The 13,412-nt window shown below is 62.9% G+C and carries 12 protein-coding genes and 1 tRNA gene; 8 read left to right on the top strand and 5 right to left on the bottom strand.

All coding sequences use genetic code 11. The annotated features are described in order from the left end of the window. Positions 1-11: 11 nt before the first annotated feature. From pgi to AB1451_09475, 4 genes are all read right to left on the bottom strand, one after another. On the bottom strand, positions 12-1,655 hold the full coding sequence (pgi, locus tag AB1451_09490; protein MEW6683136.1) for a glucose-6-phosphate isomerase: 1,644 nt from the start codon (positions 1,653-1,655) through the stop codon (positions 12-14). A 540-nt stretch (positions 1,656-2,195) separates the two neighbouring features. Continuing rightward, a complete protein-coding gene (locus AB1451_09485; GenBank protein MEW6683135.1) occupies positions 2,196-2,666 on the bottom strand; it encodes a hypothetical protein in 471 nt (156 codons plus the stop codon). A 220-nt stretch (positions 2,667-2,886) separates the two neighbouring features. Next, positions 2,887-3,138 (bottom strand): hypothetical protein, encoded by a 252-nt coding sequence (locus tag AB1451_09480; protein MEW6683134.1) that lies wholly within the window; start codon positions 3,136-3,138, stop codon positions 2,887-2,889. A 55-nt stretch (positions 3,139-3,193) separates the two neighbouring features. After that, the gene (locus tag AB1451_09475) at positions 3,194-4,204 is read right to left on the bottom strand and encodes a polyprenyl synthetase family protein (GenBank protein MEW6683133.1); all 1,011 of its coding nucleotides are present in this window, start codon (positions 4,202-4,204) and stop codon (positions 3,194-3,196) included. A 146-nt stretch (positions 4,205-4,350) separates the two neighbouring features. Here AB1451_09475 and AB1451_09470 point away from each other — a divergent pair, with 146 nt between their 5' ends. The 3 genes from AB1451_09470 (at position 4,351) to AB1451_09460 (ending at position 7,024) form a co-directional block, all read left to right on the top strand. Beyond that, a complete protein-coding gene (locus tag AB1451_09470; GenBank protein MEW6683132.1) occupies positions 4,351-5,394 on the top strand; it encodes a hypothetical protein in 1,044 nt (347 codons plus the stop codon). A gap of 173 nt (positions 5,395-5,567) precedes the next feature. Next, complete coding sequence (locus tag AB1451_09465) at positions 5,568-6,659, top strand: ABC transporter ATP-binding protein (GenBank protein MEW6683131.1); 1,092 nt, start codon at positions 5,568-5,570, stop codon at positions 6,657-6,659. A 290-nt stretch (positions 6,660-6,949) separates the two neighbouring features. After that, positions 6,950-7,024, top strand: a tRNA-Val gene (locus AB1451_09460). A 181-nt stretch (positions 7,025-7,205) separates the two neighbouring features. Here AB1451_09460 and AB1451_09455 read toward each other — a convergent pair. After that, positions 7,206-7,589, bottom strand: coding sequence for a PilZ domain-containing protein (locus AB1451_09455; GenBank protein ID MEW6683130.1), 384 nt, complete (start codon positions 7,587-7,589; stop codon positions 7,206-7,208). A 133-nt stretch (positions 7,590-7,722) separates the two neighbouring features. Between AB1451_09455 and pyrF the strand changes: the two genes are divergently transcribed. From pyrF to AB1451_09430, 5 genes are all read left to right on the top strand, one after another. Then, entirely contained in the window at positions 7,723-8,490 is a 768-nt protein-coding gene (pyrF, locus tag AB1451_09450; GenBank protein MEW6683129.1) for an orotidine-5'-phosphate decarboxylase, read from the top strand. A 291-nt stretch (positions 8,491-8,781) separates the two neighbouring features. Then, the gene (locus tag AB1451_09445; protein ID MEW6683128.1) at positions 8,782-9,411 is read left to right on the top strand and encodes a nucleotidyl transferase AbiEii/AbiGii toxin family protein; all 630 of its coding nucleotides are present in this window, start codon (positions 8,782-8,784) and stop codon (positions 9,409-9,411) included. Positions 9,412-9,504: 93 nt separating this feature from the next. After that, complete coding sequence (locus tag AB1451_09440; protein ID MEW6683127.1) at positions 9,505-10,071, top strand: DUF3015 domain-containing protein; 567 nt, start codon at positions 9,505-9,507, stop codon at positions 10,069-10,071. Between the two features lie 122 nt (positions 10,072-10,193). Further along, on the top strand, positions 10,194-12,098 hold the full coding sequence (locus tag AB1451_09435) for a DUF4105 domain-containing protein (protein ID MEW6683126.1): 1,905 nt from the start codon (positions 10,194-10,196) through the stop codon (positions 12,096-12,098). A 91-nt stretch (positions 12,099-12,189) separates the two neighbouring features. Beyond that, the gene (locus tag AB1451_09430) at positions 12,190-13,317 is read left to right on the top strand and encodes a branched-chain amino acid ABC transporter substrate-binding protein (GenBank protein ID MEW6683125.1); all 1,128 of its coding nucleotides are present in this window, start codon (positions 12,190-12,192) and stop codon (positions 13,315-13,317) included. Positions 13,318-13,412: the final 95 nt, after the last annotated feature.

Raw genomic sequence — 13,412 nt, 5'->3', positions numbered from 1 at the left:
GTTGAACGCGTTCATTTCGTCTGCTTCGATTTCCGGACCCGACGGATCAAGGCGTTGGTCGAGCTGTCATGAGCGAGCGTGGGGTCTGCCTTGCTCTCAATCTCCGGAATCATCCGCTGGGCCAACACCTTGCCCAATTCCACACCCCACTGATCGAATGAGTCAAGGCTCCAGATGACGCCCTGCGTGAACACGCAGTGTTCATAGAGCGCGACGAGCTTCCCGAGCGTGCCCGGCGTGAGGCGATCCGCCAGGATCATTGTCGACGGGCGATTGCCCTCGAACACCCGGTGGGGCGCGAGCCAATCCGGCGTGCCCTCGGCCCTGACTTCTTCGGCCGTCTTGCCGAACGCGAGCGCCTCGGCCTGGGCGAAAACGTTTGCGAGCAGTATATCGTGGTGCCGGCCAAGTGGGTTCAGCGTATGGTTGAAGGCGATGAAGTCGCACGGAATCAACTTGGTCCCCTGATGGATCAACTGATAGAACGAGTGTTGGCCGTTGGTTCCGGGCTCGCCCCAGTAAACCGGGCTGGTCTGGTAGGATACCCCGGCTCCGTCGAGCGCCACGCGTTTGCCGTTGCTCTCCATGATCAATTGTTGCAGGTAAGCCGGGAAGCGCTTCAGGTACTGATCGTAGGGTAAGACCGCAACGGACTGCGCGTCGAAGAAGTTGTTGTACCAGATGCCCAGCAGGCCCATGAGCACGGGCAGGTTTTGCTCGAACGGCGCGGTGCGGAAGTGCTCGTCCATCTCGTGAAACCCGTCCAGCAGGGCGCGAAAATGTTCCGGGCCCACGGCCAGCATGGTCGAAAGGCCGATGGCCGAAGCCATGGAGTAGCGCCCGCCGACCCAGTCCCAGAATCCAAACATGTTCGCGGGATCGATCCCGAATTTCGTGACCTCCCCGGCATTGGTCGACACGGCGACGAAATGGTTCGCCACCGACTTCACGTCACCCCCGAAGCCGGCGAGCAGCCAGTTGCGCGCCGTGTGCGCGTTGGTCATGGTCTCCAACGTGGTAAAGGTCTTGGATGACACGATGAACAGCGTGTCTGCTTGGTCGAGGTCGCGTGTCGCTTCCGCGAAATCCGTGCCGTCGACGTTGGAGACGAACCGGAGGGTCAGGCCGCGGTCGCTATAGTGTTTGAGGGCCTCATACGCCATCACCGGTCCCAGGTCGGAGCCGCCGATGCCGATGTTGACGATATGGCGAATGCGGTGGCCGGTATACCCCTTCCACGCGCCGTTCCGGACCCGGTTGCAGAAATCCACCATCTTGTCGAGCACGGCGTGAACGTGCGGTACCACGTTGACGCCATCAACAACGATGGACGCTCCTTTCGGAGCGCGCAGCGCCACGTGCAAGACGGCTCGGTTCTCGGTGACGTTGATCTTCTCCCCGCGGAACATCGCGTCGATCCGCGTCTGCAGCCCGGATTCGTTGGCCAGGCGAACGAGGAGAGCGAGCGTTTCGTCGGTGACGCGGTGCTTGGAGTAGTCGAGGTAGATGCCCGCCGCCTCAGCCGTCATCCGTTCGCCACGCCGGGGATCATCCGCGAAGAGCTTGCGGAGATGCAGATGCTTGACCTCCTGATAATGGGCTTCGAGGGCCTTCCAGGCCGGCCGGTGCGTCAGTGGCGGCGTGCTCGATGTCATATCGGCGCTCCGTGTGGCCGACGCCACACGCCCGCAGGCGTTGCGTCTTTTAGGGTACGAAACAGGACTCCACATTACCACAACCGCCGCAGCGGCGTTAGAGGACGATCTGCGATTCGCGACGGTCGGGACGGGAGTCGGCGATCGCTCCGACGACGGGAGCGCTCCACCGAGGACACCTTGCCGAGCTGGGGGCTTGGACTACGCTGGATGGCCTCGGAGAAGCATCGTGTCAATCTCTTGGTCGACTACGCACGCGGCAAGATTCCGACGGCTGGTACTTCTACATCGGCGAGTGGTTCTAACGGCGGAGAGTTCCCGTGACCGGCATCATGCTGCTCGCTCCGGTCGGGAGTGCGCGTTACCACCCGATCCCGAGTTTCACGGTCCAGTACTGGAGCGTGGTGTCCGACGCCTCGAGGCCGTAATTGTACCGCAGCGCCAGGACTGCCCGCACGTCGTAGTCGATCTCGTATGAGACGCCGATCTCCGGCGCGAGGCCCAGGTGGCGCTCGTCGGAAGCTGACCGCTACCGACGTGTTAATCGACCAGCGGAATCTGGTCGGCGAGTTCGTACCGAATCGCGGCCCGGATCTTGTTCTCGATCTGGAGATACCGAACGGCCTTTGCCGCCGACACGGCCTTTTCAAGTTTGGGCAGGTAGGTTTGCTTCAACTTCAACTCTGCCTCCTCCGCTGCGAGCGCGTCGTTGAAGACCTTTTTCGCCGTGTCGTTCGGAACCGGTCCCTTGGCATAAGCCTCTGCATACCCGGCAATCGCTTTGCCCAGTCGCTCGTTGACGGCCTGAAGGTCCTTTTGATACGCGTCATAGATGGGCCAGAACGCCTTGCCCTCCGCGTCGGTCAGGTCCATGTTCGCCGCCACGAGCAACTTCTTATCGGCCTTGACCTTCTGAATCAGGATGTCCATGTTGGTCGTTCCCTCTTGGGCGAGAGCGGACGACACCAGTGCTCCCACCAGGGCGACCAAAGCGAAACCGATCATTCTCATCGAGCGTCTCCTCTCGGTTGGTTAAAGGTGTACGACCTTCGCTGGCCGTTCCGGAATTCTCTTCCGATGAACGGGACTCTACTGAAAAAGAATCGCCCACGTAACTGGTAAACCTACGAGGTTTTGCGAAATTCTCTACGGGAATATCCTAGCCCAGACGAGCGAGGGTTTCCGGTCCCTCTTTGCGAACCTGCGGCAATCGGTATCGAACGACGGCGGGCTAGGGCTGGGCAGGCTGGAGTTCCGACAAGCCGGCGCGGGCTTTCTTAGCCCACGACGTGTCGGGGTATTTGGTGATGACCTCCTGGTAAAGCTGTCGCGCGTGTTCGGCATTGCCTTGTTTCTGTTCGAACTGCGCGAGTTCGTAAGCCTCTTGCGCGGCGCGCTCCGCCGAGGTACATGCCACGGACGATACCGCGAGCAGCAAGGCGATCGCGATGGGCCTGACGATTGAGGCGATTCGTGGAGCCATCATCTTTGCGCCCCGAACGCAGGTCGGCCGAACGGCGCTGATCGACCTGGATGGGTCAGTGGTCGCGGGTGACGACGAAGTCGGCCACGGCGGCCAGGGCTTGGCGGTGGGGACCGTTGTCGAAGACCTCGAGGCTCTGTTGCGCCATGGCGATGTGTTGCCGCGCCACGTCGAGGGCATAGGCGGTGGACCCGTGGCTTTGCATGAGGTCGAGGATCTCCCGCAATTGTGTGGGCGACGCCTGGCCTTCGCGGACCACGGTTTCCACCAGACGGCGCTCGTCGCCGCTGGCGGTTCGCAGGAGGTGGAGCAACGGCAGCGTGATTTTGCCCTCGGAGAGGTCCTTGCCCAGCGCTTTTCCCAGCCGCCCCTGGTCCGCGATGTAGTCCAGCGTGTCATCTGCGACCTGGTACGCGATACCCAGGTAGCGGCCGAATCGCCCGAGCGCCTCCTTCTCGTCCCAGCCGGCGCCGCTGATCACGCCGCCCAACCGACAGGCCGCGGACATCAACGCCGCGGTCTTGCACTCCACAATCTTCAGGTAGTCCCCGTCCGTCAGCGCCAGGTCGCCGCAGTGGAGCAGTTGCAGCGCCTCGCCCTCGGCCATGATGCGGCACGCGTGCGCCAGGATGGAATCCACCTCCAACAGTCCGAGTTGGACGGCAAGGCAGACGGCTTTGGTATAGAGATAGTCCCCCACCAGAATGGTCGCGCGGTTGCCCCACAACGCGTGCGCCGGGTCCTTCCCGCGTCGCAACGACGCGTCGTCCAACACGTCGTCGTGCAGCAACGTAGCCGCGTGAATGTACTCGATCGCGCTCGCCAGCGTGACCGTCTGATCCCCCGGCGAGTCGTAGCCGTTCAAGCGGGCCGAAATCATGAGGAGCAGGGGCCGGATGCGCTTGCCCCCGCTGGTCAGGATATAGAGCGCGACTTGATTGATGAGCGGGACGCCGGAATCGACGTGCTTCTGGATATGCGACTCTACGCCCTGCAGATCCGTCCGATAAAAGTCCCAGACGTCCTGCATGGTGGCCAGTGCGACCCCCGGACGGTCGGCTTGCATCGGCGCCAGTGTAGGGGAGGCTGGACGCGGAAGTCAAGGAGAAATCCCGAACGATCCGCGGGCCAGAAGACCGGTGTAGGATGCGCCTCCGGCGCCCCGAAACCGCCGAATTGACACCCCGAACGGCCCGTCCGTATGATCCGCCCATGGAACGCGCCGCGTTGGCGATTCCCGCCCGCCTGATCGGATTCGTCATCAGCCCCGTCGCCGCGCGCATCGCACCAGCCGGCCCGCTGGCCTCCAAACCCTCCAAGGCCGCGCCGAACTACGGCGATCTCATGCCGCGGCAACAGATGATCGAGAGCACGCCGATCACCTTGGCGAGCCGTCGCGCCATCCGGGTGGTGAAAACGTACGACCCGGGATTCGCCGTCGCCGAGATCAGCATGGACGTGGATGATCTGCTCACCGACCCGCTGTTCGAGCTGCACACCGAACTCATCGACGCGTGTCGCGCCGCCCTCGTTCGGCTGGGAGGTGACCTCACGTTCGAGGAAGAGTACCGGGTGTACTGTATCGCGAACTACCAGGGAGACCCGGAGGTGTTTCTCACGCTGCACGGTGAGCGGCTGGTCGGGCTGATCAAAGACGAACGTCTCCCCCTCGACGAAGAGGAGGTCCGAGCCACGCTGCAGGCCAACATCAAGTACGGCAAGGACGACTTGATCATCGTGGACTGGGACGGCGCGATCCTCTTCGACCCTCAGGCGGATTTCGAGGCCAACATCGAACTCATCGAGATCGCGAACCTCCAATTGCTGCGTCTGCGGATGTCGGATCACGCGCTCGATCGCCGACTCGCCCACATTGCGCAGATGCTCCGGACCACGCCCATGGGATCCCGGTTTCGCCGCCGGGAGATTCGCGCCGTGCTCCGCGAGATCCTCAAAATCCGCGCTGAAACGCTCCTGGAATCCCAAGCGGCGGAACATCGGATCAAGCTGATCGGCGATTGGTACGCGGCGCGGGTATATGCGTTGCTGGCCAAGAAGTTCCACCTCGAAGCGTGGCAAACCTCGATCCAGCAAAAACTGGACGCGATCGAAGACGTCTCGACCATGGTCGCCGAGAACTTCTCGGTGTCGTTTCACACTACCTTGGATTTCATCCTGATCGGCGGGTGGTTCCTCTTGTTGGCGGGATGGTTCGTCTACCTGTTCCTCGACCTGTACCTCCTGAGCCTGCGCTGACCAATGACAGGAAGCCCGCTGGCGCAGTCCCGCTCTTGACAATGGGGCACGATGATATTAGTTTTCATTTTCAGACTTGACCGTTCCGAGCCTCTCATGAAACGACCCCCGAGCCGGTGCTGTTCCGGGCGCCACCCGTCCACAACCGCCCCGGAAAGACTGTCCACTCCGCCGTGACCGCCACGACCCCCGTCATCGAGCTGGCCGGTGTGACGAAACAGTATCACCCCGAACACGCGCCCGCCATCGACGCCCTGTCCCTCACTGTGGCCCGAGGGCACACGCTGGCGGTGCTGGGACCGAGCGGTTGCGGGAAAACCACGCTGCTGCGCCTCATCGCGGGGTTTGAGACACCGACCGAGGGCACGGTCCGACTCGGCGGAGCCTGCGTGGCCGGTGCCGGGTTCTGGGTTCCGCCGGAACAGCGCGGAGTGGGCATGGTGTTTCAAGACTACGCCCTCTTCCCCCACCTGACGGTCTCGAAAAACGTGGCCTTTGGCCTCCACCGGATGGACCGGCGCGACCAGACCCGCCGCGTGGCCGAGGTGTTGGACCTGGTGGGACTCACCGGGCTCGAGCACCGCTACCCCCACCAACTCTCCGGCGGGCAACAGCAGCGCGTGGCCCTGGCCAGGGCCCTTGCGCCCAACCCGATCGTGGTCTTGCTCGATGAACCATTCTCCAATCTCGATCCGGACATGCGCTCGCGCATGCGGGCCGAGGTGGATGCCATTCTGCAGCAGTCCGGCGCCACTACGGTGCTGGTCACGCATGACCACGAAGAGGCGTTCGCCATGGCCGACCGCGTGGCCGTGCTGAACCGCGGGCGCCTGGAACAACTCGGGGCGCCGGAGGTCGTGTACCATCTGCCGACCACGCCGTTCGTGGCGGAGTTCGTGGGCCAGGCCGATTTCGTTCCGGGCGCGGTCGACGGGCTTCAGGTCAAGACCGAACTGGGTCCGTTCCCCAATACGTCAGGATTCCCGAACGGGATGGTCGTGTCGGTGATGATCCGGCCGGACGACGTGGCCCTGGTGCCCACCCCCGACGGATCAGGGGTGGTGTTGTCGCGCCAGTTTCGGGGCTCGGAAAACGTCTACACCGTCCGTCTCGCTTCGGGACGGTCGCTGCACTCCAGCCAACCCTCGGACGTGGTCTACGAGCGGGGTAGACGCGTGGAGATCAAGATCAGCGCCACCCACACCGTACTGTTCGACCCCTCGGTGCTGCCCACGGACAAGGAAGGCTCCCCGCAGCAACCTTAGCCTTAGGGTCTGATGTTCAGGACCAGACGCGTACCGGTCCCGGTGTTTTGGTGACACGTAGTTCCGGTATCGGTTCCCTCGCTCGTCCACAGCTCCACGCCGTTCGTTCCTTCATCCGCCGAAAGGAACAGACCCCGCTACGGCTTCGTTCAACGGCTGCCAGAAACGTCGGTGATTGCCTGGCGTCATTTATCTGGCAAATACTCGTTCCGTGGCCGAGCACAAACAGAGCACAATTGACTCGGCCGGGGCGGATCAGTACAATGCAACTCCTTGATTCGGCAGTGATCGGGCGATTAGCTCAGTGGTAGAGCGCTTGCTTCACACGCAAGAGGCCGCTGGTTCGATACCAGCATCGCCCACCACACCCCGCAAAGCGGGCCGCAAAATGAGCGCCGGATTCCCCGGCGCGAGGCTTTGCAATCTGTTGCTGTTGTCCTGCTGAGTTTAGCCCCTGTTCCGCCTCAAACCTCCCTGTTTTTGGCGGAAACGCTCGTTGCACTCGGGTGATCTTCGGGTGAGCCTTCGGCTTCGAACGTTGCGCGGTCAGCCTTTGCGCTTCCATCCGATGTGTTGTGCGAACTCCCGCTCCACCTGTTCGGTGTCCACGGAGTTGTACAGGACGAGGTTCCGAAGGTGGATGAAGCTGTCCACGTCCACCTCGACGAACTCGATGCCCATGCCGCCGGGCTCCGCGTACACGACGCGACCGGTCACGTGCACCTGCATGGGCTCGGGGGTTCCCGAGAGCACGATCGTGACATCGCACGGCGTGGACGGTGGGAGCGGCTTCGAACACTCAACGTAGACGCCCTTCACGCTCAGGTCACGCCCGCGCCCCGAAATCTTGGGCCGACCCGGTTGGTCCACTTCAACGCCCACGGCGAGGCGAACCCGCGTAAACTCTCGACGACTGTCTGCCTGACCCATGACGCACCTTCCTTGCGGACACGGTGCCGCATCCGGACAGTGGTTCAGTGTAGCAACGGGTTTCGGTCCGTCAACTCACACCGGATTATATCGAAATATCGAGCGCCGTCCGATCAGGCAGTGCTTTCGCTCATTGACAGAGATCGCGCGGATCGCTACAGTCCCGGCCGTGGATCTTCACGCTGCAGCTCGTGGAAGGTTGATCGTCGCGCTCGACTTCGCGTCGGAACCGCAAGCGTTGGATCTGGTGAAGCGGATCGGCTCCCGCGTCGGCCTGTTCAAGGTGGGGTTGGAGCTGTTTGTGAGCGCGGGTCCCGCGATTCTTGAAGCCATCCGCCAGCACACCACGGCGGGCATCTTCCTCGATTTGAAATTTCACGACATCCCGGCCACGATGCGCGCCGCCGGGCTCGCCGCCAAGCGCTACGGCGTCCGCTTTCTAACGGTTCACTGTGAAACCAGCGAGCGGTTGACCGCCGCATCGCCCGGCCTCGCCGCGACTCAGCTCCTGGGGGTCACGGTGTTGACGAGCACCGACGCGTCGGCCGTACGAGCCGCCGGCTGGTATGACCCGCACCTCACCGTGGAAGCCCTTGTGCTCCGCCGCGCCGCGCTTGCTCGCGATGCCGGATGCACCGGCGTCGTGTGTTCGGCAAACGAGGCGCACGTGGTCAAGACCCAGTTCGGGCCCGAGTTCGTGGTCGTCACACCCGGCATTCGCCCCGCTTGGGCCGCAGTCCCGGGAGACGACCAGCGCCGCGCCAACACCCCGGCTCAGGCCATCGCCGCGGGAGCGGACTTCCTGGTCGTGGGGCGCCCCATCCGCGACGCCCAAGACCCGGTTGAAGCGGTGGAGCGAATCGTGAACGAAATCGCAGACACACCGGGACGAACGCCCTAGCTCCAGTCGCCTCACCCCTGCACGGGATTTCGTGGTATAGTGGGGCGTGCTTCCTCCTTCGGTCAAGTCCTGCCTATGGGACGTGGACCCCGGCGCGGTCGATCTCTCATCCCACGCCGTGTTTTTGATCGAACGAATCTTGGAATCGGGCGACGAAGACGCCGTCCGGTGGCTATTTGCGACCTATCCCCGGGAGCGCGTAGTCGACGTCGTGCGTTCGACTCGCCGGTTGTCTCGACGCAGCGCGGGGTTTTGGGCCAATGTGCTTGACGTCCCCGCGAAGGACGTACGGTGTTTGTCGAAGTCGTTCCAGCAGACCTACCGCGCCATCTGGACACACTGAGCCGCGCCGGTGTCCTCGGTCCGTTTTACCTGGCCGGTGGCACCGCCGTCGCCCTCCAACTCGGCCACCGCGTATCCGATGACCTCGACTTTTTCTCCGCGGATTCGTTCGAGGCGGACGCCGTTGTCCACACGCTCTCTGGCCTAGGCCGACTCGACGGCGTCGAAGCCGCACCCGGAACGGTCCACGCCCGTTTTGAGGGAACCAGGCTGACGTTTCTTCACTACCCATACCCGTTGCTCGATCCCTGCGTGTCCGGACTGGGGATCAATCTGGCGAGCCTACGGGATATCGGATGTATGAAGATCGATGCGGTGGCCAGCCGAGGGAGCCGCCGGGACTTCGTTGATCTCTATACGATCTGCACCCGAAGCAGGCCCTTGGACGACTTGCTCCGGGACTTCGATGTGAAATTTCGGCGGATCGCGTACAACCGCGCGCACATTCTCAAGTCCCTTTGTTACTTCGAGGACGCGGAGCGCGAACCACTCCCGAAGCTGCTGGCTCCTTTGGTCTGGGAGGACATCAAAGCGTTCTTCCTCACCGAGTCACAACGCCTCGCCAGGCACTGGCTGTAACCCGCCCGACTCACCCGTATTGCAACTCTCACGACGCTGTGCTATATCCGTGCGGCGCGTGGGCTGGCTGTTCACTTCAACAGGGAGGTCATCATGCGGAAACAGATGAAGCGTGCACTGATCACGTGTTCGGCAGCAACTTTTGCCGTCGCGCTGGCGTGGACACCCGCGTCCGCGGCGGAGAAAGACAAAGACATGTCGGTCAAGTTACCCGGCACCAGTGGGCCTATGGCGAAAAGCGGACCCGGCTGCGGGTTAGGGTACCTGCTCTTTCAGGGGCAACGTGGCCTCCTTCCTCAGATCCTTGCCGCGACAACCAACGGCACCTCCGGCAATCAAACCTTCGGGATGACGACCGGAACCTCTGGTTGCTCGCAGGACGGGATCGTCAGCCGTGAACACGAGGCCGCGGTGTACGCCCAGGCCACGATCGAAAATCTCTCGGAAGACATGGCGCAGGGCCATGGCGAGCACCTCGTTTCCTTGGCCACTTTGATCGGGGTGCCGGTGGACCTGCAACCACGTTTCTTCCATCTGACGCAGGAGCACTACTCCGTATTGTTCCCAACTGCTGATACGGATGCCCTTCAAATGTTGGCCACGCTCCAGACGGTCCTTGCAGCGGACCCGGTGCTAGCGAGCGTCGCATCTCCGATCTGACGATCTCTGCGTCACAGAAAAAGGGCTCGCCAACCCCCTGGGTTGTCCGAGCCCTTTTTCTTGGTGCCGTGTGGCGCCCGACTCAAACGCCGTGGGTACGTCCGCGGCTATCGGCGTATTGCGTGTTCGCCGGGCTGATAACCGGATCGGTGATCGGCCTCGTCGACCGAAGCTTCGGGCAGCCCTCGCGTCCCGACTCGACGTATCTGAGTGAGCTCATCGCTGACGCGCGCGCGAAGGGGCTCGCCCAGAGCCGGGAGTGGCAGGTGTTGATGCATTACCGGAAGCCACGACTGGGGGGACTGAAGAGTGAAGCCGACGGCCCGGGATTCTTTCTGGCTCACGACGGAAAGTACAATTCGGAGGCGGAATTGGAAGCCACGCTGGCGGCGTTCTTCTCGGAAACGCTGGAGAGCCCGGACATTCAACACCCCCAGTGCCGCTTCGTCGCCCGGTACCAGTGGTTGAAGGCGAGCCTCGGATTCGATCCGACCCGACTCTCCGAGCAGGAGTGCATTCGGTTCCGGCAATGGGTCGCCGCGCTCGACCCGGAGTCGGTCACGTTTGTCTTCCCCTCGGCGTACTTGAACAACCCGTCGTCGATGTTCGGCCACACCTTGCTCCGGATTGATCGCAAGGGCCGGCCCGACACCAGTCGCCTGCTGGATTACACCATCAACTTCGCCGCCGACACCAACACCCCCACGTCACTGCGATCCATCATCCTGGGTGTGAGTGGCGGCTTACCAGGCCGGTTTTCGATTACGCCGTATTACGTCAAGACCCGCGAGTACACCGACATTGAAAGCAGGGATATCTGGGAATATCGCCTGACCTTCACAGAGGGGCAGATCGCGCGGCTCCTTGCACACGCGTGGGAAATGGGCACCACCTACTTTGATTACTACTTTTTCGACGAGAATTGCTCGTATCATCTCTTGTCGCTCCTCGATGCGGCGGACCCTTCCCTCCACCTGACCGAGCAGTTCACCTGGTGGACGATTCCCTCGGATACAATCCGCGCGCTGCTCAACTCGCCGGGCCTGGTGGATCGCATCTCGTATCGGCCCGCCCGCGAGACTGAAGTTTCTTACCGTCGATCGCGGCTGCGCCATGACGAGGAGCCCTGGCTGTTCGCCGTCCTGCGCAACCCTGCGGTGTTGCACGCCCCTGACTTCATGGCATTGCCTGATGAGCGCCGCGCATTGATTCTCGATGTGGCGTCCGGACATCTGGCGTACCGACTTCCCAGCGAGAAGGGGGACGACGCCGACCGCACCAAGGCGCTGCAGCGTGACATCCTGCTGGAGCGTGCCGCGCTGCGCATCGCCTCAGACGAATCGTCTCCACCCGCCCCACCGCCGCCCGAAACAGGGCATGGCACGGCGCGCGTTGGGTTAGGCGGCGGCCGATCGTCCGGGCAGTGGTTCGGGCAACTCGCGCTCCGGCCGGCGCTGCACGATCTCCTGGGCGACGAAAGCGGTTACGCCCGAAACACCCACCTCGAGTTCATGAACACCGTGTTGCGCTACAACCGGGCTTCCGGGGTGAACCTCAACCGCCTCGACGTGATCCGGATCATCTCGCTGACCCCATACAACCGCCTGGTCGCCAAGCCATCGTGGCAGATTAGTACCGGGTTCTTCCCGGTGGAGGACCTTGCGTTCCGTGATCGCAGCGCGCCCAGTCTCGATTTCGGAATCGGAGGTGCGGCGCAGAGTAGATGGTGGCGCCGAGAAGTCTGGTATCTGTTGGGCGAACTCGCCGCGCAGTATGGCGCCATCTTTGACGAACGGTATCGCGCCGGCCCCGGCGCCACCGGCGGCCTGCTTTTCGACCTCACCGCCAAGGCGCGAGCGCACGCCTTTGCCAGCTACAGGGCGTTCCTTCTTGGAGACCGTTCGTCGGACCTCGTGAGCAACCTCGAATTGCGTTACACGTTGTCGAAAGACTGGGACGTGCGGGCGGGATGGAAGGCGAGACCCGACTGGCGGGAGGCGCTGATCAGCGTCAACGCGTACTTTTAGTCGTCGCCGTTGACAACCCCTGGTGGGGTTTGTAAGCTAGGCCGATTTCAGCCGGTCCGGGTTCTTGTTCCACAGAGGACGCATCAGAGCGGTGACCATTTCCCGACCATTGACCATCCTCGCACTCCTTCTCGGGCTCCTGGCCGCGTCCTGCACCCCGAAGGCCTCCAACGAGATCAAGATCGGCGCCGCCGGACCCATGACCGGCGATCAGAGCAAGATGGGCACGGATCTGCGGCACGGCGTGGAATTGGCCGTCGACGAGTGGAACGCCAGGGGCGGCGTGCTTGGCAAGAAAATCGTCCTTCAGGTTGAAGACGATCAGCACGATCCCAAACAAGCGGTCGCGGTCGCCAACAAGTTCGTGAACTCCGGCGTGGTCGGCGTGATCGGCCACTGGAATTCCAGCGCGTCGATTCCGGCCTCCGGCGTGTACAACCAGGCCAAGGTCGTGATGATCACGCCCGCGTCCACCAACCCGCAGCTCACGGAGCAGGGATTCCCCACGATCTTTCGCGTCTGCGGCCGCGACGACCAGCAGGGCCCGGTCGCCGCGCAGTTCGTGCGCGCCCGCTACCCCACGGGCGCCGTGGCCGTGCTGCACGACAAGACTACCTACGGCCAGGGACTGGCCGAACAATTCGCCAAGGCCCTCGGCGAGGGACCACGAGTCGTGTTCTCCAGCGGGGTGACGCAAGGGGACAAGGATTTTCGCGCCGTGTTGACCACGGTCAAAAGCGCCAAACCGGACGTCATTTACTTTGGAGGCATCTATCCCGAGGCCGGGCTCCTGGTCCGACAAGCGCGCGAACTCAACCTGCCCGCTCCCTTCATCGTAGGCGACGGAACCTACGACCAAAAATTTCTGGAGATCGCTGGGCCGGCGGCCGAGGGCACGTTTCTCACGTTCGGTCCGGACGCGTCACACCTTCCGCAAGCGCAAGCCTTCCTCGCCGCGTACAGCCAACGCTTCGGCCCTCACGGCCCCTATTCGATCTACGCGTACGACGCCGCCAACGTCCTGTTGAGCGCGATTGCCGCTGCCGGCACGACCGACGGCGCGAAGGTGGCTGAAACGATTCGGGGCCGGACTCACCAGGGGGCCCAAGGCGAGATCCGTTTCGATACCAAAGGCGACGTGCTCAACGCCCCCTATATCGTGTGGATTGTCGAGAACGGGGTGTTCGAGCAACACTGGACGCCGGTCGAGGGTGGTTAACCGGTTCGCCAGTTCGCCGGTGCGCCCGTTACATCCTGACCGCATGCCTTTCCTGATCCGACCGGCTTACCGGCCGACCGGCCAACCGGCGCACA

Source organism: Nitrospirota bacterium, from assembly GCA_040757335.1.
In the GTDB taxonomy this organism is placed as follows: Bacteria; Nitrospirota; Nitrospiria; order 2-01-FULL-66-17; family 2-01-FULL-66-17; genus JBFLXB01.
The sequence above is the reverse complement of the archived record's forward strand: the minus strand, read 5'-3'. Positions and strand labels throughout refer to the sequence as shown.

Bases quoted from the DNA above. Each gene is read 5' to 3' on its own strand.
- AB1451_09485 (MEW6683135.1), bottom strand. From the start codon at position 2,666: ATGAGAATGATCGGTTTCGCTTTGGTCGCCCTGGTGGGAGCACTGGTG.
- AB1451_09440 (MEW6683127.1), top strand. From the start codon at position 9,505: ATGCGGAAACAGATGAAGCGTGCACTGATCACGTGTTCGGCAGCAACT.
- pgi (MEW6683136.1), bottom strand. From the start codon at position 1,655: ATGACATCGAGCACGCCGCCACTGACGCACCGGCCGGCCTGGAAGGCC.
- AB1451_09475 (MEW6683133.1), bottom strand. From the start codon at position 4,204: ATGCAAGCCGACCGTCCGGGGGTCGCACTGGCCACCATGCAGGACGTC.
- AB1451_09480 (MEW6683134.1), bottom strand. From the start codon at position 3,138: ATGGCTCCACGAATCGCCTCAATCGTCAGGCCCATCGCGATCGCCTTG.
- AB1451_09455 (MEW6683130.1), bottom strand. From the start codon at position 7,589: ATGGGTCAGGCAGACAGTCGTCGAGAGTTTACGCGGGTTCGCCTCGCC.
- AB1451_09470 (MEW6683132.1), top strand. From the start codon at position 4,351: ATGGAACGCGCCGCGTTGGCGATTCCCGCCCGCCTGATCGGATTCGTC.